The following is a 25,376-nucleotide window of genomic DNA, read 5'->3' on the forward strand; positions in this document are numbered from 1 at the left end:
CTGACTGCCCGCGACGAAGATTTGTCGAGCCCACGCTCATGCACAGTCATCGCGACGCCTAGCTCGGAGCCTGCCGGAATGCGTACTAGCCTCTCAAATAACAATATCGCGCTGGATCTGCCCTCCTTTCCCACTGCCGCCCCCCACGGCCCAACGTTTCAAGACCCCGTGGTGCTCAGCCCTCGCCTGCACAACAAAGACCTCGCGCCGACCAAAGCCGAGGGCCGGCGCTGGGGCCGCTACAGCATCTTTGCCCTGTGGACCAACGACGTTCACAACATCGCCAACTACTCCTTCGCCATCGGCCTGTACGCCCTCGGCCTGGGCGGCTGGCAGATCCTGCTGTCGCTGGGGATCGGCGCGGCGCTGGTGTATTGCTTCATGAACCTGTCGGGATACATGGGACAAAAGACCGGCGTGCCGTTTCCTGTCATCAGCCGGATCAGTTTCGGCATTCACGGAGCGCAGATTCCTGCACTGATCCGCGCCGTTATCGCCATCGCCTGGTTCGGCATTCAGACATACCTGGCCTCCGTTGTCTTTCGTGTGTTGCTGACGGCGGTGCATCCCGGTTTCGCCGACTACGACCACAACTCGATCCTTGGCCTGTCGAGCCTGGGCTGGGTGTGTTTCGTGGCGATCTGGTTGGTGCAACTGGGGATTCTTGCCTATGGCATGGAGATGGTGCGGCGCTACGAAGCGTTTGCCGGGCCGGTGATCCTGCTGACCGTCGCTTCCCTCGCCGGGTGGATGTACTTCCAGGCCGATGCGACCATCGCCTGGTCGATCCGCGAACCGCTGACCGGTGGCGAGATGTGGCGCAATATCTTCGCCGGCGGCGCGCTGTGGCTGGCGATTTACGGCACGCTGATCCTGAATTTCTGCGACTTCGCACGCTCGTCGCCGTGCCGCAAAACCATCAAGGTCGGAAATTTCTGGGGCTTGCCGGTGAATATTCTGGTGTTCGCCAGCATCACCGTCCTGCTGTGTGGCGCGCAATTTCAGATCAATGGCCGGATCATCGAAAGCCCGACCGAAATCATCGCCTCGATCCCCAATACCTTCTTCCTGGTGCTTGGCTGCCTGGCATTCCTGATCGTCACCGTGGCAGAGAACATCATGGCCAACTTCGTGGCCCCGGCCTTCGTGCTGAGTAACCTGGCGCCGAAGTACCTGACGTTCCGCCGCGCCGGGCTGATCAGCGCGACCATCGCGGTGCTGATCCTGCCGTGGAATCTCTATAACAGCCCCTTGGTGATTGTGTATTTCCTCTCCGGCCTAGGCGCCCTGCTCGGGCCGTTGTACGGCGTGATCATGGTCGATTACTGGCTGGTACGAAAAGGTCAGGTCAACGTGCCGCAGTTGTACAGCGAAGACCCCAACGGCGCTTATTACTACAGCCGTGGCGTCAATTTACGCGCCGTGGCGGCTTTTATTCCCGCAGCGTTGATCGCCATCGTCCTGGCGCTGGTACCCGGTTTCCACAGCGTATCTCCGTTCTCCTGGCTGATCGGCGCCGGGATCGCCGGAATGCTCTACCTGATCATCGCCAAACGGCAGCCCCACTACGCCGACGTTAGCGGTGAAGCCATCGCGGTCGACAACGTCAGCCATTAATCCCTTGGCGACCCGACAGCGTCGGGCCGCAGAACCACCCCGCTATAAGGACTTCTCATGCGAATTCTCGTGGTCAACGTCAACACCACCGAATCCATCACCCAGGCCATCGCGCGTTCGGCTCAATCGGTGGCCGCACCGGGCACGGAAATCATCGGCCTGACGCCGCACTTCGGTGCTGACTCCATCGAAGGCAATTTCGAAAGTTACCTGGCCGCCATCGCCGTGATGGACCGGGTGATGTCCTACGACCAGCCTTTCGACGCAGTGATTCAGGCCGGTTATGGCGAACACGGCCGCGAAGGCTTGCAGGAACTGCTCAACGTGCCAGTGGTGGACATCACCGACGCGGCGGCCAGCACCGCGATGTTCCTCGGCCATGCCTATTCGGTGGTAACCACGCTGGACCGCACCGTGCCGCTGATCGAAGATCGTCTCAAACTGTCCGGCCTCTGGGATCGCTGCGCATCGGTGCGAGCCAGTGGGCTGGCGGTGCTGGAACTGGAGTCCGATCCGCAGCGGGCGCTGGAAGCGATTGTGCGTCAGGCGGAATTGTCGGTGCTGGAGGACAAGGCCGAGGTGATTTGCCTGGGCTGTGGCGGGATGGCCGGGCTGGATGAACAGATCCGTCAGCGCACTGGCGTGCCGGTGGTGGATGGCGTGACGGCGGCGGTGACCATTGCCGAATCACTCGTGCGGTTGCGGTTGTCGACGTCGAAAGTGCGCACGTATGCGACGCCTCGGCCGAAGCACATTGTTGGCTGGCCGGGACGGTTCGGGCGGTAGACCGCGTTATCGTTCATCGCGGGCAAGCCACGCTCCCACAATGGATTTTGGGTGCTCAAAAATCCCCTGTGGGAGCCGGGCTTGCCCGCGATGGCAGCACCTCCGGTATCAAGCCAGGCTCAAACCGCACTAAACCGCTGCCCCAACCCCTGCTCCGCAAACTGCTCAATGATGAAATCCACAAACGCCCGGGTCTTGCCCGGCAACAGTTTGTGTTCCGCGTAATAGATCGAAATGTTGCCATCGTCGATGTACCAGTCCGGCAGCACTCGTTGCAGCTTCCCGCTCTCCAGATAACCCGAAGCGAACGGCATGCTCACCAGTGCAATCCCCAGCCCCTGGGCTGCCGTCGCGCACGCCGCTTCCGAATCGCTCATGGTCATTCGCGCCTTCAGCGTCAACGGACTGTGCTGCTGCGTGCGACTGGTCAACTGCCAGGAACGCACCCGGCCGGTCTGCGGCGAACGAATCAGAATGCCATCGTGGTGCTTGAGATGATCGGGCTCGACGATGACGTCGTGCGCCTCCAGATAACCGGCTGACGCCACCAATACCCGATGCGCCGGCGTCAGCTTGCGCGCCACCACACCTTGGGGCAGTTCGAAACCGCCGCCGATGGCCGCGTCGAACCCCTGCGCGATCAAATCCACCTGACGGTTATCGAAGTGCCAGTCCGGATTAATCGCCGGAAAGCGCCGCAAAAACTCCCCCAGCAACGGCACGATATACAGACGCCCGAACACCGTCCCCATGCTGACCTTCAACGTCCCCGCCGGTCGCCCTTCGGCGCTGGCCAGATTGGCCACGGCATTCTGGATGGTGTGCAGGCTGGAACTGACCTCGCCGAGAAACAGCTGACCGGCTTCCGTCAATGTCAGGCTACGGGTGCTGCGTTGAAACAGCCGCACACCGAGCCGCGCCTCAAGTTTTGCAACACTCTTGCCCACAGCTGCCGGGGTCAGACTCAAGCGCCGAGCGGCTTCGGCAAAGCTGCCGACCTCGGCGCTGCGCACGAAGCATTCGATACTGCTGAAGGTTTCCATAAGCGCCACTATAAACTTTTGGTTTACACAGACTATCGCAATTACCGTCTACTCAGCGTGTAATCCGCAATCGATACTAGGCTCCATCAACCGAGGCATCCGCCTCGGGACTTTGGAGATCGATATGACTACTCAGAACCTCAGCGGCAAAGTGGCGTTGATCCAAGGTGGATCTCGCGGTATCGGCGCAGCCATCGTCAAACGCCTGGCCGCTGAAGGCGCGACCGTTGCCTTCACCTACGTCAGTTCCACAACCAAAGCCGAAGAATTGCAAAACAGCATCACCGTCAGCGGCGGCAAAGCCCTGGCCATCAAGGCGGACAGCGCCGACGCCGAGGCCATTCGCAGCGCCGTGAGCGCTACCGTCAAAGCCTTTGGTCGCCTGGACATCCTGGTCAACAACGCCGGCGTGCTGGCCGTTGCCCCCCTGGAAGATTTCAAACTCGAAGACTTCGACCAGACCCTCGCCATCAACGTGCGCAGCGTGTTCATCGCCACCCAGGCCGCTGCCACACACATGACCGAGGGCGGTCGCATCATCAACATCGGCAGCACCAACGCCGATCGCATGCCCTTCGCCGGCGGTGGCCCGTACGCCATGAGCAAAGCGGCGCTGGTTGGCCTGACCAAAGGCCTGGCCCGCGACCTCGGCCCACGCGGCATCACCATCAACAACGTGCAGCCCGGCCCGGTCGACACCGACATGAACCCGGCCGACGGTGACTTCGCTGAAAGCCTGATCCCGTTAATGGCAGTGGGTCGTTACGGCAAAGCCGAAGAAATCGCCAGCTTCGTTGCCTATCTCGTCGGCCCGGAAGCCGGTTACATCACGGGTGCCAGTTTGACCATCGACGGTGGTTTCGGCGCCTGATGCGCTAGACGCAATCAAAAGGTGGGAGCGAGCCTGCTCGCGAAGACGGTGCGTCAGGCAACATTGTTGTTGTCTGACCTATCGCATTCGCGAGCAGGCTCGCTCCCACATTTGTCAGCTGTTGCGTTAAGCCCATTCCAGGGCAGGTAAGCCGCATACGCTCGGCGTGAACGCCTTCAACGTACGAAGAATCCCATCGGCATGTGCGTATTTTTCGTCCGCCATGGCTGCGTCCGGGATCGCTATCGCAGTCATCCCCGCCGCTTTCGCCGCGGTGACACCAAACGGTGAATCTTCAAACACCAGGCAATCCTCCGGCGCGACGCCAAGCGGTGCAACGTGGTTTTCTGACCGAACGACTGACGCGAAGAACTGGTGCCCACTGCTATCGGAATATGGTTGGTCTTCAAGTGCCGCACCAGTTCCTCTGCACCCGGCATCGCCAGAGCTGTAGGAAAACGCTCGCGTATCAGCGGCTCACGGATCACCAGGAACTCTTCGGCGGTGATCGGCAGATCGAGCGCCTCGACCACGTAACGCGCCAGATCACCGGCACCGCGACCGATAATATTTTGCTTGATGCTCCAGTCAAAAACCCGACCGTAACGCGCGGCGATCAGGGACGTGACCTCGGTATAAATGCCCTCGGTGTCCAGCAACAAGCCGTCCATGTCGAAAATCACAGCCTTGATCGGGCCGAACTGATTGAGCGGTGCATTCATCGCATCGGATCCGTTTTCTAATGACATCCCAGAGGCGGCTCAAATACGGCCGGGTCCGTGATCGATTAAAGGATTCAGCAGCATAGCGAGCACGACTGACATTGGGCAACGGGCAATGCCTGACCGTTACAAAAAGTGCTAGTCGTCATTTAGCGATTTTCCCTACATAAAACGCCTCCTTTCCCGACTTCTTTACCCGCTGATCCCAAGCAAAGTCTCGCGCTCACATTTGATCTGCGCGAGGGACTGCGAATGTTCGTACCTGACAAGGTACTGGCCTTGAATAACGCCATCGGGCTGCTGGTGGTCGCTGCCATGGACCCTGAGCAGCCGGACGTCAAAGCGCTGCTCGCAGACTTTCGGCTGTGCCTCAACGACTACGACGCCTGGGCGGAGAGTTTCTGGACCGGCAAGGCGCTGGATATCGAGCAGGTATTCAAGGTCGGCAACGAAGTCCGGCTGGTCGCACCGAAGCATTCCACGACACCTGTCAGCGCAACCGTCGCCGCGTGTCCGGCCAGCGGCCCGTTGACGCTGGTGCACATGTTCGATGCTGCGCGATTCGTGCCGATTGGCAATACGCCGGTGATGCTGGAGCCGTTGAACGCTAATGGCACCTATGGCGAGCCGGTCAACCACGAGATCGGCCCCAGCGGCATCCTCGAAATCCCCGAGTGCGAGCGCGGCCAGCGTTACCGCATCACCTTCTTTCCGAATGTTTCCACTGACCATGTCAAAGCGTTGTACGCCTCGTATCAAGGTGTCATCGACGACCTGGAAAACTGGCTGCGCAACGAGTGGTCGAGCGAATTCGAATCATCATGGGCCGCGTATTCCGAGGCCGGATTCATCCAGCGCTACGGCCTGTTGCAACAGGCTGACTGGCTCGGTTTCGAGAACTCGCTGAATGGTTTGTGGGATGACGTGAAGCAGATTTACGAGCTGATCACGGACCTGCAAGCCAACAGCGAAAAACTCCTTGAATACCTGACCGAGGCCGAACTTGAAACGCTGTTGAAGGCCTCGGCTGAATCGATTGCCAATCTGTTGTTGGTGTTGAGTGACGAGCCGTTGATGTTCATCCATCTGGCGGCGTTCACCAGTTGGCTGCGGATGATGCCACCGCAGCACATCGCCGAGGTCGTGGCGGAAATTTGTACAGGGATATTGATCGGATTCCTGTTGGCATGCGCTACAGGTCCTATGGGACTGACGTCCGGCATCAGCGCCAGAGTGCTGAGCAAAATCAAATCGGTGCGAGCGCGCAAATGGCTGGCTGCCGCGAGTTTTCGCCTGGCCGCCCAATCCGACCTGACGCCCCATGCGGGTGTACTCAAACCCCTCGCGCTCAACGTCCGGACTGCTCCGCTGAACCCTGCGCCTGCGGTGCCGTTGCAGATCAGCGCGGGCTCTACGCCGGCTGTACTGGTGAACAACCCGGTTGCCATCGCGCGCAACAAATCCACAGCAAAAACTCGCCTGAGCCGCAAGGAAAACCGTGACGACGCCCCCGAGCAGGCGAAAAACCCCAACGGTGACAGCGCCGATTGCGCACCACTGACCTGCACCAACGGTTGCCCGGTGTCGATGGTCACCGGCGAAGAGCTGCTGACCCTGGAAGATGGAACGCTCAACGGTTTACTGCCGTTTGCGTTCACCCGGTTGTACCGAACCAGCGCCGGGGAAATCGATTGCGGGCTGGGCTGGGGTTGGAGTCATTCGCTGGCGCACCGGTTGGAGCTGGACGCAGAACACGTCGTCTGGATCGACCATGAAAACCGCCGCACAACGTTTCCGCTGCCCAGCCAGGAACGCCCGGCCATTCACAACAGCCTGTCGCGGGCGGCGATTTATCTCGGGGATCAGCCTGAAGAATTAGTCCTCGCCCTGGCTGGCGAGACGGTGCGCTTTTATCACTTTCGCAATGGGCGGCTGACCGAAATCAGCGACGCCTACAACAACCGATTGCACGTCACCCGTGACCGACAGGATCGCATTCAGCGCCTCGACAACGGTGCAGGTCGTTCGCTGCTGTTGCGCTACGAGCGCCGGCACATCATCGCTGTCGAGTATCAGTCGTTTCACCCTGCCGACAATGCGGATGACACCTGGCGCACAGAGCAAACGCTGATCGCCTACCGCTACGACGCCCGACAGCGACTGATTGAAGCGACCAATGCCGCCGGGGAAAGCGAACGGTACGACTACGACGACCAACACGTGATTCTCCAGCGGCAACTGGCCGGGGGGGCAAGTTTCTTTTGGGAGTGGGAGCGGTCCGGCAAAGCCGCGCGATGTATTCGGCACTGGGCGACGTTCGCGCAAATGGATACGCGTTATGCCTGGGACGACAACGGCGCAGTACTGGTTAAAAACGTCGATGGCAGCGAGGAAGTGTATGTCCATGACGACACCGCGCGACTGGTGCGCCGGGTTGAACCGAATGGTGCCGAGCACCTAAAGACGTATGACCACAAGGGTCAGCTGATTGCCGAACAGGGGCCGCTGGGAGCAATTACTCAATACCGCTACGACGAAATCGGGCGGCTGATTGCGCTGATTCCACCTGAAGATGAGCCAACGTCCTACGAGTACCGCAACGGTTTCCTGCATGCGTGCTATCGCGGCAAAGCGGTATGGAAATATCAACGCAATGCTCAAGGCGATGTTACCGAGGCCATCGATCCCGACGGCGAGATCACCCACTACCACTACGACGCTCAAGGTCGCCTGCTGTCGATCCGTTATCCGGACAACAGTCGTCATGTTTTCGTTCGGGATGCTATCGGGCAACTGATTGAGGAAACGCTGCCGAACGGCGGACAGCGACGGTTTTCCTACGACGCGTTGGGACGGCAAATTACCCGTCAGGACGAACACGGTACTGTCACTCAATACCAGTGGGATGCCGTTGGCCGACTGATTCAGACCATTCTTCCTACTGGCGCCAGCCGTGCCTTCAGCTACAACGCCTACGGCAAGATCACCGCCGAACGCGATGAGCTGGGCCGCATCACGCGTTTTGAGTACGACGATGACCTGCACCTGGTCAGTCGCCGGACCAACCCCGACGGCACGCAACTGCGTTATCGCTATGACAACGCACGGCTGCTGCTGACCGAAATCGAGAATGAATCCGGCGAACGCTATCAGCTGGACTACACGCCCAGTGGATTGATCCGACAGGAAAGCGGATTTGATGGTCGACGCACCGCGTACGTCTACGACCTCAATGGCCATCTGCTGGAGAAAACCGAGTTCGGCGATGACGGCTCGCAGCTGACAACCCGTTATCAACGGGACTCGGCCGGTCGCCTGCTGATCAAAACCCTGCCCGACGGCATCAAGGTCGAATACCACTACGACAGCCTGGGCCGCTTGGTCAGCGTTAATGACAACCATGATCACCCACTGGAATTCGAATACGACACTCAAAACCGGCTGATCACTGAACACCAGAGTTGGGCCACGTTGCGTTATGGCTACGACGCTTGCGGCCGACTCAGCCACCTGCGCCTGCCAGACAACAGCAAACTCGCCTACCACCGCGCCAAGGGTGGCGCACTGACAGCCATCGACCTTAACGGCACACGTCTTACCAGCCACACCTATCAATTCGGCCGTGAATTACAGCGCCAACAAGGCTTGTTACACAGCCAGTACGAGCACGACGAACAAGGTCGCCTGAAGGCCCACGCGGTCAGCCAACACCAGCAATCGCTATACCGACGTGACTTTACCTACAGCGCCAACGGCAATCTCGACGCCATCGCTGACACCCGCCATGGCCAACGCAACTACCAATACGATCCCCTCAACCGCCTGATCCGCGTCCGCCATTCCCGCGATCAACAACCCGAAAGCTTCGCCCATGATCCGGCCGGCAATCTGCTGATGCAGGATCGCCCCGGCCCGTCCACCGTCAAAGGCAATCGCCTGTTGATGCAAGGCGACCGCCACTTCGACTACGACGCCTTCGGCAACCTGATCCGCGAACGCCGAGGCACTGCGCAAAAACTCGTCACCGAATACCGCTACGACTGCCAGCACCGACTCATCGGCGCCACCCTGCCCAACGGCACCTGCGCGACCTACCGCTACGACGCCTTCGGCCGCCGTATCAGCAAAACCGTCGACGGCAAAACCACCGAGTTTTTCTGGCAAGGCGACCACCTCATCGCCGAACACAGCCAGGACCACCATCGTAGCTACCTCTACGAACCCGGCACCTTCCGCCCACTCGCCATGCTCGACGGCAAAGGCCCACGCCAGGCCTGCCCGTTCTACTACCAACTCGACCACCTCGGCACCCCGCAAGAACTCACCGATTACAGCGGCGACATCATCTGGGCCGCGCAATACACAGCCTACGGCCGCCTGACTCGACTGAACCGCGATACGCATCAAGTGCTGGATCAACCGCTGAGGTTTCAAGGGCAGTATTTCGACGCGGAGACGGGGCTGCATTACAACCGGCATCGTTACTACAACCCGGATCTTGGACGGTATCTGACACCGGATCCGAGTGGGTTGGCGGGTGGGATAAACGGGTATCAGTACACGCGGAATCCGACGGGGTGGGTTGATCCGTTGGGGTTGAGTGAGTGTCCTGGAGGGGATGGGTGTAAGAGGCCGGCGTTTGGGGAGGAGGATCCGGCGGGGAAGATAGGCAATAACAAAGCCGAGCCCGAGACTCCAAGACCTAAACAAGAGAACTATTATTTGTACCGAGGAGATAGCCGAGAGCCATGGGAAATTTTTGAGGCCGGCTTTGAGCCATTGGGCGAAAGTAGAGACCTATACCTACATGCTTTGGATAATCGCAGCCCACCAAGTCACTTTGTCAGTACTTCGACCGTGGAAAGTGAGGCTAAAAAATTTGCCACCGGTTTCGGCTTTGATGACGGATATGTATATGTACTAAAAAATATTCGCGGAATTGATGTAAATAAAGAGCTGGGCTGGATGTCACCACATTCGCGCGAGACAGAAATCGCGTTTCCAGGAGGAATAAAAAACCAAGACATCGTCGGAGCCACACCGGTATATGAAGATGGCAGCTATAAGGGCTATTCGATACCTAATCCTTTCAGGAAATAAACATGAAATCCGTTGAGATACTTATAAGTACCCACGATAAAGTAGAGACAGCTACGATCGAATGTGACAGAAAAAAATCGACGCTCACATTCATAATGCAAAACGGCTTTAAAAAAACCTACACCGCCTATGACCTGTATGTTTGCCTTGGCATGCTACGAGCCGACTTCCCTGAAACAAAATTTTTGTGCAAAGGTGCAAAACTAAATGTTCATCCTTCAAGGATGTCGTCGCAAATGTCCAACGGATTAGTAGCATATGAGCTTGAACTTGGAATGCCTAGCGAAGAAAAAAGCGTAGTGCGGATTTTTGACTACGAGGACAAAGACATTACCAACGACATTAATGAGCAGCAAGCGTTCTATAAAAACTGGATCGCCTCACTGGCGCAGTCCGCCCCAGAAAAATCCTGAAAGCAACATAAATGACTATTAAAATCCAAAAAAAACAGCATCTAATATTTCAGCGCCCAGATGCTTTTATAAATCCATTACATAAGAGCGGATACAAATGAAACATCGAATAACCCTACAAATCGGGGAAACTCTTGAAACTGCATTACTCATAGAGAGCTTTAGCTCACTAACCCTCATAAGGGACAATGGTTTCAAAAAAACCTATAGCGGCGACGATTTATACTTGTGCCTAGCAAAAATACGTCGAGATTTTCCTGAAATAAAATTTCTTTGCAAAGGAGCAAAGCTAAACGTCTACCCTTCGAGAATGTGCTCGCAAATGAGCAATGGCGCTGTAGCGTACGAAATGACATTGGGAGAAAAGGCGGGGCGTGAGCAGATTGTCCAAATTTTTGACTTCGACGACCAAAACATTTCCAACGACATTTCTGATCAAATAGATTTTTATCAACAATGGATAAGTTCTTTTGGCTTCAAGCCGACAACCCTGTGAATAGCGTAAGTATTGTTGTAATAAAAAATGGCAATCGCCAAACTGCCGAACTACTATGTAATTCGAAAAATCTGACCATTACCATAGCAATGAATGATGGATATCGAAAATCATACACCGGCGACGATTTCTACAAATGCCTAGCCCATGTACGAAGAGATCATCGCGACATGATTTTTATGTGTAAAGGTGCAAAAATTAACGTACACCCTTCTTCCATGTCCTCACAGATGTCACTTGGAGTAAAAGCATACGAACTCACGTTAGGAAAACGAGCATCACTAGATGACATTGTGAATATTTTTGATTACGAGGAAAACAATCTAACCAATAATCCTGATGTTCAAGAAGAGTTTTTCTTGCGTTGGTTTTGGTCTGAAATCGCCGACGAATAGACCCTTACAGTAAAAAGCCCAGCTCGAATTCTGGGCTCTTCCTCTCATAAGCGTTCAGTCTCAGCCACCAGAACCACTGGTACTTCCAGCGCTTCCAGAACTATCTGATCGTCCAGCCCCACTCCCACCAACACTCCCCATCGAACTCCCACCACTCACCACCCCACTTCCCGCCTCCGACCTCGTGCTGCTCCCATCCGCATCACCACCATTCCCGCTTTGGATAGAACCAGGTGGCAGCGCCTTACCATCCGAAGAGTTCGCATTCATTTCGGTATACGGAGGCATTCCCCCTTTATCCACAGGCGCATCATTCCCGTTGGATTGAGCAACGGCGTTCAATGAACCGACAGACAACAGCCCTGCAATGATCAGGGCTGTTAGTTTTGAACTGATCATGGTGCATCTCCTTTAAAAGGTGCATACCAGATCTGGCAGCGCTCACTTTTTAAAGTTGCCGCACAATCGACCAGCGGCTTTTCAGCCGGGTTCACCCGAGTAATCATCACTGGCAATGTCCGGATCCTCAGGTTCCGCCTCGACATCTCCGCGCTTCACATCATCAACTGGCAGTTGCCCCACCGCCGTATCGTCATCCGGCGGACGTTGATCACGACTCAATGAGTTGGTCGGTGAAGGCAGCGGATATTCAGGGGTGTCGTCGATATCTGTGTCTTTCGGATCTGTGTTCATAAGCACCTCTCGAAGGGCCTGAAAATCAGGTCCTAATACTTCGAGGGGATGATGCAGGGGAGTGTTCGATCAGAGAGACGATCGGTCGAAGCGCGGCGCCAAAGATAAATCTTCGTCTTCGTCCTCTTCGTCCTCTTCGTCGTACTCGAGGTTCCCCACATCGCCCGCGTCATCAGAATCGTTGAGCGGCACCGTGGTGTCGTCCATCAGTGAACCTGGATCTTCGTTGCCAGGGTCGTTGATGAACGGAAGCCCGCTCGGACCTTTTTGTTCGTTGCCGTCGGTTTCAGGCGTCATGGCATGCCTCGTAATTTTTGGTTGTGTATTAAGTTCGAGACTGCCTTTGGCCGAACGTTCCGGCTTGCGAAGCCCAGATACGAAAAACCCGGCGCGGGGCCGGGTTTTTTTCTACTCGAGAGCAAGTTAGTGATGTTTGTTTTTATGTTTGTGATTGTGCTTGTGACCACCACCGGAATGGGAGCTGCCATGATCATTGTCGTCGTTGCCCAGGTTGTTGCCGACGCCACCACCCGCTGCACCACCAAGACCAGCACCAATGGTCGCACCCGTTGAGCCGCCGAGACTGTTGCCAATCACCGAGCCGCCTGCCGCCCCTAAGCCACCGCCAATTGCCGCTTCATTGCGACTGCCCTTATTTGCCCCGACTGCGCTCCCTGCCGCACCGCCGACACCGGCGCCAATGGCTGCGCCCGTGCTGCCGCCCAATTGTCCGCCGACGACATTACCCAGCGCACCACCCAGACCGCCGCCTACTGCTGCGGTGCCGTCGTTGGCTGCCATTGCTCCTTGAGCCATCAACAGTCCAACCACAAACGCGGAAAGCGCCAAACGTCGAGCACTTACGCTTCTAGTCTTTTTGCCGTTGTTAACCGGTGTCATAGGACGCCTCGTATTCTTCTGGGGTATATGGGCTTTGAGACTATGTTTAAAGAATCGTTCATAAAAGAAAAACCCGGCATTTAGCCGGGCTCTTCAATGCTGATCGATCAGGATCAGTGACGCTTGTGACCTTTGCCCAGGTTGCTGCCTACGCCGCCGCCCAACGCACCACCCAAACCTGCACCGATGGTGGAGCCGCTCTTGCCGCCCAGGCTGTGGCCGATCATCGAACCACCGGCTGCACCAACACCGCCACCAATGGCGGCTTCAGTACGGCGGCCTTTAGGCGCCGCAACAGCGCTGCCGGCTGCGCCCGCTACGCCAGCACCAATCGCTGCGCCGGTGCTGCCGCCCATGCTCTGGCCGACCACATTACCCAGCGCGCCACCAAGACCGCCGCCGATCGCGGCGGTGCCATCACTGGCAGCCATCGCACCTTGAGCAACCAGAAGCCCAAGAACCAGAGCAGGCAGTGTTAAACGCATGACGAAAACCTCAAAAATAGGGGAAAAAAGAAAGCCGGGGATTGAATGCTGTAACGCAGTAAACGTCCACAAAAAATCATCCGCACTTCGCAATTAGCGACGGTTGGACAGCTTTTATGGAAAAGGTTTTATGACAGGCGAAAAAAAGCCCGCTGGGGAACGGGCCAGGGTACAGCTTTCTAACGGATGGTTTGAGCCTACGGACGAGCTTGTGAAAAGTCTGTGAAAAATAAAGGGAACGTCATGACCGAGCGACTGAGGTCCGGTTTTGAATCGATACTGCGAAAATGAAAACCCCGCTCGAAGGCGGGGTCTGTCCGGTTAACAGTTATTTCCTGGAAGGCGCCGCCACTTTTGGCAGAAATTTCGCCTTTGGGCCTCTGGGCGTCGTCGATTTCACTTTGCTGATCTGGACCGGGTCTTCCCCAAAGCCCGCCACATACTCTGTCTGGCCACAATTAACGCAATTGTTGATCGGAAATTCAGCCCCGTCGTCTTCGATATACGGATCAGCCATACCTCTTCCCCTCTCAAAAGGGTCGACACCGGCAAAGCCCTTTGCCTGAAAAATATCGACCGCCAAGGTTTTTGAGACTAGCCGGTCACTACCGGACTTGTAATTCAGATTTTCGCACGCCCGACGAGTGGCCCGCGTTGCACCCTACAACTCGACGCGTGATTAAACCGAATGAATCACCTCAGTTTGACCGCTGTCCCTGTCACAAAAACCACCACCATCCCACCCTTGCCGGCCGGCATGCTGATCTCAAAATCGAGCCCCACCACCGCGTCTGCCTGAAGCGCCCGCGCCCGTTCCTTGATCTCGTCAGTCGCTTGAATCCGCGCCTCCTTCAATGCACGCTCCAATGTCTGAGAACGCCCCCCAAAAATATCCCGCATTCCGGCGAACACGTCACGGATAACGTTAATGCCCTGCACTGACTCTGCACTGACAATGTCCAGATAAGCGGTAATTTGGCGGCCTTCGATGGCGTGGGTTGTGGTGGTGATCATGGGGATTCCTTCTTCATAAACAGTGGATCAAGGCAACTTGGACAAATAAGCAGCCAACGCATCAAACGCCGGCAACGTCACCGGATCATTCGCCGAATTACTCGCAATCGGGTGCGAGGCGTAGCGAACAATCACCATCTCGGCTTTCGGATCGACATAGATGCGCTGACCATGAACGCCACGCGCCATGAATGCCCCACCCTCCTTGTCCGTCACCCACCACATCGAGCGGTAACTCCAGCCCTTCAACAAGTCATAACCGGCCTTGGCAAAAACCTGTTTGTCGCCGCCACGGCGGATGTCATCCACGACGGCTTTGGGCACGATCTGCTGGCCGTTGAACCGACCATCATTGCGCAGCATCTCGCCAAACCGGGCGAGGTCACGCAAGCCAGTGTTCAAGCCACCGCCAGCAAACGGCGTCCCGATGGAGTCCACCGTGAAATAGGCATCCTGCTCGACGCCCAAGCGACTCCAGATGCGCTCCGACAATAACTGCGCAACATTACGGCCGGTCGTTCGAGCGATGATCCAGCCCAAGACGTCAGTGTTGACGGTCTTGTAGCCAAACGCGCTGCCGTGTTCACCTTGCAGTTGAACGGTCTGCAAAAACTCGTAGTAACTTCGCGGCCCGGTGTAGTCCTTTGGCTTGGGCAATGGGCTACCAGCCTTTGCGTGTGCCCAGACTTCGGCATTCGGGTCGGCATAGTCTTCGCTGTATTTGAGCGCGGTTGTCATATCGAGGACCTGACGCACCGTAGCGCTGCCGAACGCAGAAGCCGCCAGCTCTGGAACGTAATCGACGACAGGCTTGTTCGCATCGATCCGCCCTTCAGCCACCAACATCGCGCCGAGCGTGCCGACCACAGATTTGGTCACCGACATCGCCGCGTGCTGACCTTCGGGTTTCAGTACGCCGAAGTAGCGCTCATAAACAACCTTGCCCCTGTGCATCACCACAATCCCATCCGTGTAAGTCGCCGCAAGGGATTGATCCCAAGTCATCGACTGCGTTGCGCCGAGCGGTGTGAAGCTGAGGGCGCCGATATCGTTGAGAGGCGCGGAAACCAGCGGCACCGGGTCGCCCAGGCCTCGTGAAACGTTGATCGTCGGCATGAGCTGCCGGAAGTTCGAGACACTCCAGCGCATCGCCGGAAATTGGAAATAGCTGCCATCTTCGAAGCGCACGGTGCGATCGGCAGGAGGAGGCGAGCCGACCATCCAGCCGAGTTTTGCGGGATCGCTGGCTTCGGCGTCGGGGAATGGTGTTGCGGTGACGAGTGATGACAGGCTGCACGCCAATACGGCAGCGATGGACATGACATTGCGACGGTAAGCAGCGCGAGGGGGGGACATGGTGTCGATTCCGTTCGAGGGGTCCGGCAGTCTAACAGGTGGGTGGCGAGGCTGAAGATCGGGCTTTTCAAGGAACTGAAGAGGTCGTACCGGATGGGAAAAAATCAGGCGCTAAAGAAGTTTAATCAACACCGCAGTGACGGTTGCTACCGTACCAATCATCCCAATGGCTATCGCCACCGGATACCAAAAGGTTTCACGGGTCATCTTGCCCGCCTCGGCACTCAGCTTGCCCGCTTCAGCATTCAGCTTGCGCTGCTCAGCGAGCAATTTGATGATCTCTACGTGGACCTTTTCGAGTTCGGCCTGTTTCATAGTCATTTCCTGCATAACTCGCGTAGGCGTCGATGACGCGAACCAGATGGTCATCGGGAATGAGTTCGTCCAACGACACTGGAAACAGTGCGCTCTGGGAGCGGTTTTCACCTTGGATAAATCGCATAAAAAAGATGCCCGTATATTGCGATACCTGAGCCATCAATGAGCCGAATGAGTTTTTCCAACTTCGAATACACCGGTAAGCGCAAGCAGACCGCCGTGAACGGTTCCTGGCCGAGATGGATCAGTTCGTGCCTTGGAGCGACTTGCTGGCGTTGATCGAGCCGTATTACCCAAAGGCCGGCGGTGGCCGCAAACCGTATACGTTGTTGTTTTGGCGTTATTTGCACGGCACTCCGTATGCCGCGATTCAACGCAATTGGGTGGATACCCCTCCTTAAGAGGGGGGCGGTGTGAGCACAGCCTGTTCACGATGCTCTTAATGCACCGTGTAAGTCCTTCCACCGCCCAACAGAGAACAACAAGCATGTTTTATGAAAACATCGATACCTCCTCCATCAACGACGAGGACCTACCGTGGGTTCCGTTCGCACCTTACAGCGATGAAGTCTTCATCAAATACATCAAATGCGACCCGGTTCGCGGGGAAACCATCACCCTGCTCAAGGCCCCGGCCGGGTCTGCTCTGCCCAAGCACTATCACTCCGGCACGGTCATCGTTTACACCGTCAAGGGTGGCTGGAAATACCTGGAGCACGACTGGATTTCGACACAGGGCGGCGTGGTGTTCGAAACCGCAGGTTCCAGCCATACGCCTATCGCGCTGACTGAATATGGCGATGAACTGATCACCTTGAACATCACCCAGGGCGACCTGCTGTATTACGACGATAACAACAACGTCGTTGCCGTCGAGAACTGGAAATCCAGCGTGGATCGTTACCTGGCGTTCTGCAAAGCCAATGATATCGAGCCCAAAGACATCACCAGCTTTGCGGTCTGACCAGCCCTCGAATCTCTCAGCCGTCCGGTGTTCGACCGGGCGGCTGCGCCGTTGTAATGAATAAAAAACGGAGACACCCATGTCCCAGAAGCTGCAACCCGCCGGACGTTTCACCCTGAAACTCTGCGCACTGTTGGCCAGCTCGGTCGCATCCGCACAAGACTCACTGCCCTTCCCGCCGACGCCCTCGGCCAGTGACGCCAAACCGACGCTGCAAGAATCAAAGCACCAGAAACGTCAGCATCAATCTCACCTTCCTGCCGAGGCCCCCAATATTCTGGTGATCATGCTTGATGACGCCGGCTTCGCGCAGTCCGACACCGTCGGCGGCGCAGTCCATACGCCGACTCTGAGCCGAGTCGCCGACAGCGGTGTGCGCTACAACGCTTTTCATACCGCTGCCATCAGCTCCGCTACTCGCGCCGCATTGCTTACCGGACGCAACCATCACCGAGTTGGCAACGGCGTCATCGCAGAGCTGGCCACCGACTGGGAAGGCTACACCGGCAAGATACCCAAAAGCTCGGCGACCATGGCCGAGGTGCTCAAGCAATATGGCTATAGCACCGCCGCATTCGGCAAATGGCATAACACACCACCCATGGACACCACGGCGGCCGGTCCTTTCGATACTTGGCCGACGGCCTACGGTTTTGAACACTTCTACGGTTTCATGGCCGGCGAAACCTCTCAGTACGAACCGCGTCTGTACCGCGACACAACGCCAATCGAACCGGTGCGAGATCCGAAATATCACCTCAGCGAAGATCTCGCCAATCAGGCCGTAAACTGGCTGCAAGACCATCAGACCTACGCGCCAGCAAAACCGTTTTTCATGTATTGGACACCGGGTGCCGTACATGGCCCGCACCAAGTGAATGCGCAATGGGCCGATAAATACAAAGGCAAGTTCGACGGTGGTTGGGACGCCTATCGTGAGCAGACGTTTGCTCGCCAGAAAGCTCTGGGCTTTATCCCGCAGGACGCCGTCCTTACGCCGCGCCCGGCGGAACTCCCAGCCTGGGACAGCTTGTCTTCCGAACAGAAACAGTATCAGGCACGGTTGATGGAGGTGTATGCCGGCTTCCTGGAACATGCCGACACGCAGGCCGGCAAGATCCTCGACGAACTGGAGCGTGAAGGTAAGCTCGACAACACGCTGATCTTTTATGTGTTCAGCGACAACGGCGCTTCCTCCGAGGGGATGGAGGGCACGATAAATGAGTTGCTGGCCCAAAATGGGATTCCAGTCCCCAAAGAGCAGCAGTTGAAAGTCCTCAACGAGATGTATGGCGGCTTGTCCGCACTCGGCGGTCCTAAACTTGAAAGCATGTACAACGCCGCGTGGGCCTGGGCAGGTTCAGGGCCATTCGTAGGCACTAAACTAGTCGCCGGCTACTTCGGCGGTACACGCACGCCGCTGGCCGTTTCCTGGCCGAAACAGATCAAGGCCGACGCCAGAGTTCGCGCACAATTCCACCATGTCAACGACATTGCCCCTACTGTCTACGACGTGCTGTCGATCACGCCACCCAAAGAGGTTAACGGTATCGCTCAGGACCCAATGGATGGAGTCAGCCTGCGCTACACCTTCAACGACGCTCAGGTGAAGTCGAAAAAACCGGCGCAATACTTCGAAGTCTTAGGCAGTCGCGGCATCTACAAGGATGGCTGGATGGCCTCGGTTTTTGGCCCGCGCAAACCCTGGGTGCAAGGCTTTGCGCAGTTCATGGGCTGGAATCCGGCGAATGATCAATGGTCGCTCTACAACCTGCAAAACGACTACTCCCAGGCCAACGATGTAGCCGCGAGTCATCCGGAGAAACTTGCGGAGCTGAAGGCGGAGTTTGACGTGCAGGCCAAGGCGAATCATGTCTTTCCGATTGGTGCCGGTCTCTACCCCTTCCTCGATCCGACTGCACGAATCTCTAGCAGCCAACGCGAATGGCATTTCAGTGATCGCGTCCATCGCTTTCCGGAATTCGCTGCCCCCAACCTGCGCAATCAGAACAGCAAAGTTGTCGTCGACGCCGACGTTCCAGCTAACGCCACCGGTGTGTTGTATGCCTTGGGCGGTATCGGTGGTGGGGTCAGCCTGTACATGGATGACGGTTTCCTGATCTACGAGTACAACGCGCTGGCTATCTCTCGAGTCAAATTGCGTTCGGCCGAACGAGTACCCGCAGGCAAAGTCAGTATCGAAGTGCTGACGACCATGTCGTCAGCCAAGCCCGGAGCGCCGGCCAGTCTGAGCTTGCGACTTGACGGGCAGGAAGCCGCTAAAGGGGTGACGCCGTTTACTCCGGCACTGACGTTCACCGCCAGCGAAACCTTCGACGTGGCTGAAGACCTAGGTTCCCCCGTCACCCTGGACTATTTCGAGCGTGCGCCCTTCGCATTCAATGGCAAGGTCAAGGATGTACACGTGACGTATTTGCCTTGACACTCAATGCCGCCCGGATAACCGGGCGGCAACTTGCAGCAGCGAGTTTGGCTACGTGAACTATGAGGTCGATGAGGTCGATGAGGTCAAATTAACTCGGACCATCGCTTCCCCCCAATCATGGGGGGCGGCCAACGCTGGTTCACCCCCTAGCCTCTGGTGTTGAAACCGCAGCGATCCGCCGAGCGGTCCGAACGCAGCCTGCCCCCATGCCTACCCACGAAACCCCGCCCCAGGGCTTGCATCTCATGGCCAAACCCGTCGGGCCGATCTGCAACCTCGATTGCAGTTACTGTTTCTACCTCGAAAAAGAACAGCTTTACCCGCCTCGGGAACGCTTCAGCATGACTGACGAGGTGCTGCGTCTGTATGTGCAGCGCTACATCGAGGCCCAGCCCACGCCTGAAGTCGAATTTACCTGGCAAGGCGGCGAACCGACGTTGCTGGGGTTGGATTTTTTCCAACGCGCGGTCCTGTATCAACACCAGTTCGCGGGGAACAAAGTCATTCGTAACACGTTGCAGACCAATGGCACGTTACTCAATGACGACTGGTGCGCATTCCTCGCCCGTGAACGCTTCATGGTGGGGATCAGCCTCGATGGCCCGCGATTCGTCCACGACCTCTATCGCCCCGACAAGCGCGGACACTCCAGTTTCGATGACGTGATGCACGGTCTCGAACTGCTCAAGCAGCATGGCGTCGACTTCAATGTGTTGGTTACCGTGGCGCGCGATGTCGCCAGATTCCCCTTGGAAATCTATCGATTCCTCAAGTCTGAGGGTGTTCGTCATATTCAGTTCAATCCCGTGGTGGAGCGCGAGCCCAGCGCCTCACAGGTCAGTCTGGGTCTGCATTTCGCTATCCCGCCGGAGTTGCGCTTGCACGTGGTGCCGGAGCCCGCGATGGTGACGGAGCAAACGGTTGCCCCCGAGGCCTATGGCGATTTTCTCATCACGATTTTTGACGAGTGGGTGCGTCAGGATGTCGGGGAGGTTCATGTCATGAACTTCGAATGGGCACTGGCCTCATGGTGTCAGCTGCCGGCCTCGGTGTGCCTGTTCAGCCCCCGCTGCGGCAAAGCGGCGATCGTGGAACACGACGGTAATGTCTACTCCTGCGATCACTACATGTATCCCGAGTATCTACTGGGCAACCTGAAGACCGATGATCCTGCCGTGCTACTCGCCTCTCCTGCACAACAAGCCTTTGGCGCCGCCAAAGAAGAGACATTGCCGACGTATTGCCAGCAGTGCGATTACCGCTTCGCCTGCCATGGCGAATGCCCGAAAAACCGCTTCATGAATGCGCCCAACGGCGAGCCGGGCCTAAACTACCTGTGCCCGAGCTACAAGAAATACTTTCGTCACCTGACGCCCTACATGAACGCCATGGCGCAACTGGTCAGCCACAAGCAACCCGTGGCGTTGATCATGCAGGCCTTCGCCGGCCCGCTGATCGTGCCACTGGATAAATAACCTTTTAGCTCTGAAAGCTGAAGTCGCGAAACTGTTCGCGAAGCTTCATCTTTTGCAATTTGCCGGTGGCGGTATGCGGCAGCGCTTCGACGAAGGCCACATCGTCCGGCAGCCACCACTTCGCCACGCGGCTTTGCAGTACCTTCAGCAGATCGTCTTTGCTCGCGGTTTTACCAGGTTTGAGCACCACCACCAACAATGGCCGTTCCTGCCATTTGGGATGAGGGATGCCAATCACCGCCGCTTCGGCGACGGCCGGATGACTGACGGCAGCGTTTTCCAGATCAATCGAGGAAATCCACTCGCCACCTGACTTGATAACGTCCTTGGCGCGGTCGGTGATCTGCATGTAGCCGTCAGCGTCGATCGTTGCGATGTCACCGGTATCGAGCCAGCCCTCGCTATCAAGAATCTGCCCTCCCTCGCCGCCGTAATACTGGCTGGCGATCCACGGTCCCTTGACCAGTAGAAGACCGCAAGCCTTGCCATCTCGCGGTAGTTCAGCGCCTTGCTCATCGACAATCTTCATCGACACCCCAAACAACGCCCGCCCTTGTTTGGCCTGCAAGTCGAGCACTTCTTCCAGCGGAGCATCACGGTGTTTGGGCAACGGATTGCAAATGGTGCCCAGCGGGGACATCTCGGTCATCCCCCAGGCATGCAAAACACGCGCATTGAAACGGGTTTCAAACGTATCGACCTGGCTGCGCGGCGCGGCGGCTCCGCCGATCACCACCCGGTTCAGACATAGCTCTGTCGCCGGTTGCAAAGCCTGCGCCTCAACATGCTGTTGCAGCATCATCCACACCGTCGGCACACCCAGCGCCAGGGTCACCTGTTCATCACGCATCAGCGTGTAGAGACTCTCGCCGTCAAGTGCGGCGCCCGGCAACACCAATTTGGCGCCACACATTGCGGCGGCATACGGCATACCCCAGGCATTGACGTGGAACATCGGCACGACCAACAACGCTGAATCCGCCGCCGATAGACCGAAGCCATCCGAGGTACACAGCGCCAGCGAATGCAGGATCGATGAACGGTGCGAATACAGCACACCCTTTGGATTGCCAGTGGTGCCCGAGGTGTAGCACATTGACGACGCCGTGCGCTCATCGAACTCAGGCCAGGTGAAGTCGTTGCTGTGCTCGGCGATCAGGTCTTCGTAGCACATCAAACCAGGCACATTGATTGCCGGCATTTGCTCCCGGTCACACAGAGCGATGAAAGCTTTGACTGTCTTCAGGCGCGGCGCGATCTGCTCGACCAACTCAGCGAACGACAGGTCGAAAAGCAGGTACTGATCCTCGGCGTGGTTGGCGATGAATTCGATCTGCTCGGCGAACAGCCGTGGGTTGATCGTATGCAGTACCGCGCCCATGCCCGAGACACCGAAATACAATTCCATGTGCCGGTAACCGTTCCAGGCCAGGGTGCCGATTCGGTCGCCAGGTTGCACGCCCAACGCAACCAGCGCATTGGCCACTTGTTTAGCGCGTTCGCCAATGTCGGCGTAAGTACAGTGATGCACCGATCCATCTGCCGTGCGTGAGGCAATTTCGGTGTGTGGATGCGCCTTCAGCGCATGTTCCAGAACGGAAGAAATCAACAGCGGTTGATCTTGCATCAAGCCCAGCATGGATTTGTGTTCCTTTTATTCTTGTTTGATGTCGATGTTTGAGAAACGGCAGAGACTCACAGGTAGCCGATTTTCGGCAAATGCCAGTGCGGCCGCGCGACCGATGCCCGAGGCGGCACCGGTGATCAGCACGTTCTTGTTTTTGAGCTCGGGGATGGCCATGAGGGTTTCCAGTTTCAAGGAGCACGACGGAGCAAGAAATGCGACAGTGCCGGGATCAGCACCAAGGCGCCGACCATGTTCCAGATGAACATGAAGGTGAGCAGAATGCCCATATCGGCCTGGAACTTGATCGGCGACCAAGCCCAGGTGATCACGCCCGCCGCCAGGGTGATGCCGACCAGCGCCACCACTTTGCCGGTGAACGCCACGGAGTTTTTGTAGGCTTCGGTCAACGACAGACCGGCACGCTGCTGAGCCAACTGAACGCTGAGCAGGTACAGCGCGTAATCGACACCGATGCCGACACCCAAGGCAATCACCGGCAAGGTCGCTACCTTCACGCCCATGCCCAACCAGACCATCAACGCCTCGCAGAGAATCGACGTCAGCATCAACGGCACGACCGCCACCACCACCGCCCGCCAGCTGCGGAAGGTGATGAAGCACAGCACGATCACCGCGCCATACACGTAGAACAACATGGTGCGATTGGCGTCGCGCACGACGATATTGGTCGCCGCTTCGATCCCGGCGCTACCGGCGGCGAGCATGAACTGCCGATCGTCGTTGCTGTGTTCACGGGCGAACTGATCGGCCACTTTCACCACGTGATCGAGGGTTTCGGCCTTGTGGTCGGAGAGATAAGCGATCACCGGCATCATCGAACAATCACTGTCGAACAGTTCCGGGTTGTTCACCGAGGCCTGTTGCGCGCCGTAGTTCAGCACGTTCTGGTTGCGCGCGACGGTCAGCATTTTCGGGTTGCCTTCATAGGAACCCGCTGTGATCTGGCGCACAGCGTTGACCAGCGACACGGTAGTCTGCACACCCGGTTGCTGTTGCAGCAGCCAACCGAGACGATCGGCTTCCACCAGGGTTTCGTACTTCAGGCAACCTTCGCTGGCGGTTTTGACCATGACCGCAAACTGGTCGCTGGACAGCGAAAAGTTGGCAGTGATGTATGCGTTGTCGCGGTTGTAACGTGAGTCGGCGCGCAGTTCGGGTGCACCCGGATCGAGATCACCAATCTTCAAATGCGTGCTGACCATGAAGCCACCTACCGCCAGCAACCCGGCCACCACCACCGCCACCGTCGCCCAGCGACGCTCGGTAAAGCGGTCAAGCAGGCTCCACACATTGCCCAGCCCTTTCCCCTCCACCTCCTGCCTTTCCTGACGCAAGCTGCGTGCCGCCGCCTTGGGACTGACACCCCAATAAGACAGCAGCACTGGCAGCAACACCAGGTTGGTAAAGATCAAGACCGCCACACCAATGCTCGCGGTGACGGCCAGGTCCTGGATCACCGGAATGTCGATCAGCATCAGTACCGCAAAACCCACGGCATCGGCCAGCAATGCGGTCAGTCCGGCCAGGAACAGACGGCGGAAGGTGTAACGTGCGGCGATCAACTGATGGGTGCCGCGTCCGACGTCCTGCATGATCCCGTTCATTTTCTGCGCGCCGTGGGACACGCCGATGGCGAACACCAGAAACGGCACCAGAATCGAAAACGGGTCGAGTACATAACCGAACAAGGTGATCAGGCCCAGTTGCCAGACCACCGCAACCAACGAGCACAGAATCACCAGCGCGGTGCTGCGCACGCAACGGGTAAAGCCAAAGATGATGACAGTGGCAATCAGCGCCGCGGCGCCGAAGTACATCATGATCAGCATCAAGCCATCGATCAGATCGCCCACCAATTTGGCGAAACCGATCACGCGGATCTTGATCGGGCCTTTGCCCTCTTCACCGGCAACGCGTACCGCGCTGCTGCCGGCAAACTCAAACTTGTTGCGTAGCTGCTCTTCAAGCATCCGCGAAAAATGGTGGTAGTCGATTGCGGCGCCCGTGACCGGATCCTTCTCCAGCAGCGGCACCACAATCATGCTCGATTTGAAATTATTGCCGACGAGACTGCCGATGATGCCGGAACGGGCAATGTTCAAGCGCAGTTGCTCGACCCCACTGGCCGAGCCGTCGTAGGAGTCCGGCATGACCGGGCCACCACGGAAGCCCTCCTCCGTGACCTCGGTCCAGCGCACGGCAGGCGTCCACAATGACTTTATCCAGGCCCGGTCCACGCCCGGGGTCAGGAACAAGGTGTCATTAACCTGCTTGAGCACCTCCAGGTATTTCGGGTCGTAGATGTCGCCGTCGGTGTTTTCCACCACCACCCGAACCGTATTGCCCAGCCCGCGTAACGACTGGCGATTCTCAAGGTAGTTTTTGATGTACGGCTGACTCTGCGGAATCATCTTTTCGAAGCTGGCATTGAGCGTCAGCCCAGTGGCCGCGAAATAGCTCAGCACTACCGTCACGATCAGGCAGGTCAGCACCACCAGCAGGCGATTGTTGAAAATCAGGCGTTCAAGGACATTGCCGGAGCGTGCATCGAAGCCCTTCAGCTCTCGGATCACCGGCATCGTATCGAGGTTGTAGTTACCCATGAAGTGGCTCGTCTCTTTTTATTATGTGGAG

At 57.2% G+C, this 25,376-nt stretch carries 21 protein-coding genes and 2 pseudogenes; 10 read left to right on the forward strand and 13 right to left on the reverse strand.

All coding sequences use genetic code 11. From position 1 onward, the window contains the following. The first annotated feature begins 78 nt into the window (after positions 1-78). Both AC1DWM_RS07990 and AC1DWM_RS07995 read left to right on the forward strand, forming a co-directional pair. Positions 79-1,617, forward strand: a complete 1,539-nt coding sequence (locus AC1DWM_RS07990) for an NCS1 family nucleobase:cation symporter-1 (RefSeq protein WP_477794956.1) — start codon at positions 79-81, stop codon at positions 1,615-1,617. Between the two features lie 57 nt (positions 1,618-1,674). Beyond that, positions 1,675-2,403, forward strand: coding sequence for an aspartate/glutamate racemase family protein (locus AC1DWM_RS07995; protein WP_477794957.1), 729 nt, complete (start codon positions 1,675-1,677; stop codon positions 2,401-2,403). A 119-nt stretch (positions 2,404-2,522) separates the two neighbouring features. Here the strand turns inward: AC1DWM_RS07995 and AC1DWM_RS08000 are convergent, their stop codons facing one another. Beyond that, entirely contained in the window at positions 2,523-3,446 is a 924-nt protein-coding gene (locus AC1DWM_RS08000; protein WP_223516764.1) for a LysR family transcriptional regulator, read from the reverse strand. Between the two features lie 124 nt (positions 3,447-3,570). Here AC1DWM_RS08000 and AC1DWM_RS08005 point away from each other — a divergent pair, with 124 nt between their 5' ends. Next, positions 3,571-4,317: a 3-oxoacyl-ACP reductase family protein gene (locus AC1DWM_RS08005; protein ID WP_223516766.1), complete on the forward strand. Its 747-nt coding sequence runs from the start codon at positions 3,571-3,573 to the stop codon at positions 4,315-4,317. A 126-nt stretch (positions 4,318-4,443) separates the two neighbouring features. On the opposite strand, the pseudogene AC1DWM_RS08010 reads toward AC1DWM_RS08005, so the two are convergent. Beyond that, positions 4,444-5,039 (reverse strand): annotated as a pseudogene (locus tag AC1DWM_RS08010) (HAD-IA family hydrolase). Between the two features lie 252 nt (positions 5,040-5,291). On the opposite strand from AC1DWM_RS08010, the gene AC1DWM_RS08015 reads away from it, so the two are divergent. From AC1DWM_RS08015 to AC1DWM_RS08025, 3 genes are all read left to right on the forward strand, one after another. Then, positions 5,292-10,139 (forward strand): RHS repeat-associated core domain-containing protein, encoded by a 4,848-nt coding sequence (locus AC1DWM_RS08015; protein ID WP_477794958.1) that lies wholly within the window; start codon positions 5,292-5,294, stop codon positions 10,137-10,139. A gap of 2 nt (positions 10,140-10,141) precedes the next feature. After that, entirely contained in the window at positions 10,142-10,552 is a 411-nt protein-coding gene (locus AC1DWM_RS08020; RefSeq protein WP_477794959.1) for a hypothetical protein, read from the forward strand. A 456-nt stretch (positions 10,553-11,008) separates the two neighbouring features. Beyond that, positions 11,009-11,443 carry a hypothetical protein gene (locus AC1DWM_RS08025; RefSeq protein ID WP_477794960.1) on the forward strand — a complete coding sequence of 145 codons (435 nt, stop codon included), beginning with the start codon at positions 11,009-11,011 and terminating at the stop codon, positions 11,441-11,443. 480 nt (positions 11,444-11,923) lie between these two features. On the opposite strand, the gene AC1DWM_RS08030 is transcribed toward AC1DWM_RS08025, so the two are convergent. From AC1DWM_RS08030 to AC1DWM_RS08065, 8 genes are all read right to left on the reverse strand, one after another. Next, positions 11,924-12,136: a hypothetical protein gene (locus tag AC1DWM_RS08030; RefSeq protein ID WP_477794961.1), complete on the reverse strand. Its 213-nt coding sequence runs from the start codon at positions 12,134-12,136 to the stop codon at positions 11,924-11,926. Positions 12,137-12,205: 69 nt separating this feature from the next. After that, a complete protein-coding gene (locus tag AC1DWM_RS08035) occupies positions 12,206-12,433 on the reverse strand; it encodes a hypothetical protein (RefSeq protein WP_477794962.1) in 228 nt (75 codons plus the stop codon). 126 nt (positions 12,434-12,559) lie between these two features. Further along, positions 12,560-13,036, reverse strand: a complete 477-nt coding sequence (locus tag AC1DWM_RS08040; RefSeq protein ID WP_223516778.1) for a glycine zipper domain-containing protein — start codon at positions 13,034-13,036, stop codon at positions 12,560-12,562. A gap of 113 nt (positions 13,037-13,149) precedes the next feature. Further along, positions 13,150-13,521 carry a bacteriocin gene (locus tag AC1DWM_RS08045; RefSeq protein ID WP_223516780.1) on the reverse strand — a complete coding sequence of 124 codons (372 nt, stop codon included), beginning with the start codon at positions 13,519-13,521 and terminating at the stop codon, positions 13,150-13,152. Positions 13,522-13,849: 328 nt separating this feature from the next. Next, positions 13,850-14,038: a hypothetical protein gene (locus tag AC1DWM_RS08050; RefSeq protein ID WP_452627509.1), complete on the reverse strand. Its 189-nt coding sequence runs from the start codon at positions 14,036-14,038 to the stop codon at positions 13,850-13,852. Between the two features lie 176 nt (positions 14,039-14,214). Further along, complete coding sequence (locus AC1DWM_RS08055; protein ID WP_223516782.1) at positions 14,215-14,535, reverse strand: YbjQ family protein; 321 nt, start codon at positions 14,533-14,535, stop codon at positions 14,215-14,217. Between the two features lie 27 nt (positions 14,536-14,562). Then, entirely contained in the window at positions 14,563-15,855 is a 1,293-nt protein-coding gene (locus AC1DWM_RS08060) for a serine hydrolase domain-containing protein (RefSeq protein ID WP_477794997.1), read from the reverse strand. Positions 15,856-16,002: 147 nt separating this feature from the next. Then, on the reverse strand, positions 16,003-16,206 hold the full coding sequence (locus AC1DWM_RS08065) for a hypothetical protein (protein ID WP_223516784.1): 204 nt from the start codon (positions 16,204-16,206) through the stop codon (positions 16,003-16,005). A 165-nt stretch (positions 16,207-16,371) separates the two neighbouring features. Here AC1DWM_RS08065 and AC1DWM_RS08070 point away from each other — a divergent pair. The 4 genes and pseudogenes from AC1DWM_RS08070 to AC1DWM_RS08085 all read left to right on the forward strand — a co-directional run. Continuing rightward, positions 16,372-16,592: pseudogene (locus AC1DWM_RS08070) on the forward strand (transposase); the annotation flags it as partial. Between the two features lie 104 nt (positions 16,593-16,696). Further along, complete coding sequence (locus tag AC1DWM_RS08075) at positions 16,697-17,173, forward strand: 2,4'-dihydroxyacetophenone dioxygenase family protein (RefSeq protein ID WP_223516786.1); 477 nt, start codon at positions 16,697-16,699, stop codon at positions 17,171-17,173. A gap of 79 nt (positions 17,174-17,252) precedes the next feature. Continuing rightward, the gene (locus AC1DWM_RS08080; protein ID WP_477794963.1) at positions 17,253-19,616 is read left to right on the forward strand and encodes an arylsulfatase; all 2,364 of its coding nucleotides are present in this window, start codon (positions 17,253-17,255) and stop codon (positions 19,614-19,616) included. 209 nt (positions 19,617-19,825) lie between these two features. Further along, positions 19,826-21,094, forward strand: a complete 1,269-nt coding sequence (locus AC1DWM_RS08085; protein WP_477794964.1) for an anaerobic sulfatase maturase — start codon at positions 19,826-19,828, stop codon at positions 21,092-21,094. 4 nt (positions 21,095-21,098) lie between these two features. Here the strand turns inward: AC1DWM_RS08085 and AC1DWM_RS08090 are convergent, their stop codons facing one another. Genes AC1DWM_RS08090 through AC1DWM_RS08100 form a run of 3 tightly spaced genes read right to left on the reverse strand, consistent with a single transcriptional unit; the run spans position 21,099 to position 25,345 of the window. Further along, complete coding sequence (locus tag AC1DWM_RS08090; RefSeq protein ID WP_223516792.1) at positions 21,099-22,733, reverse strand: 3-(methylthio)propionyl-CoA ligase; 1,635 nt, start codon at positions 22,731-22,733, stop codon at positions 21,099-21,101. A 15-nt stretch (positions 22,734-22,748) separates the two neighbouring features. Continuing rightward, positions 22,749-22,895 carry a hypothetical protein gene (locus tag AC1DWM_RS08095; protein ID WP_223516796.1) on the reverse strand — a complete coding sequence of 49 codons (147 nt, stop codon included), beginning with the start codon at positions 22,893-22,895 and terminating at the stop codon, positions 22,749-22,751. 14 nt (positions 22,896-22,909) lie between these two features. Next, the gene (locus AC1DWM_RS08100; protein WP_477794965.1) at positions 22,910-25,345 is read right to left on the reverse strand and encodes an efflux RND transporter permease subunit; all 2,436 of its coding nucleotides are present in this window, start codon (positions 25,343-25,345) and stop codon (positions 22,910-22,912) included. Positions 25,346-25,376: the final 31 nt, after the last annotated feature.

The organism is Pseudomonas sp. P4_C8, from assembly GCF_056401975.1.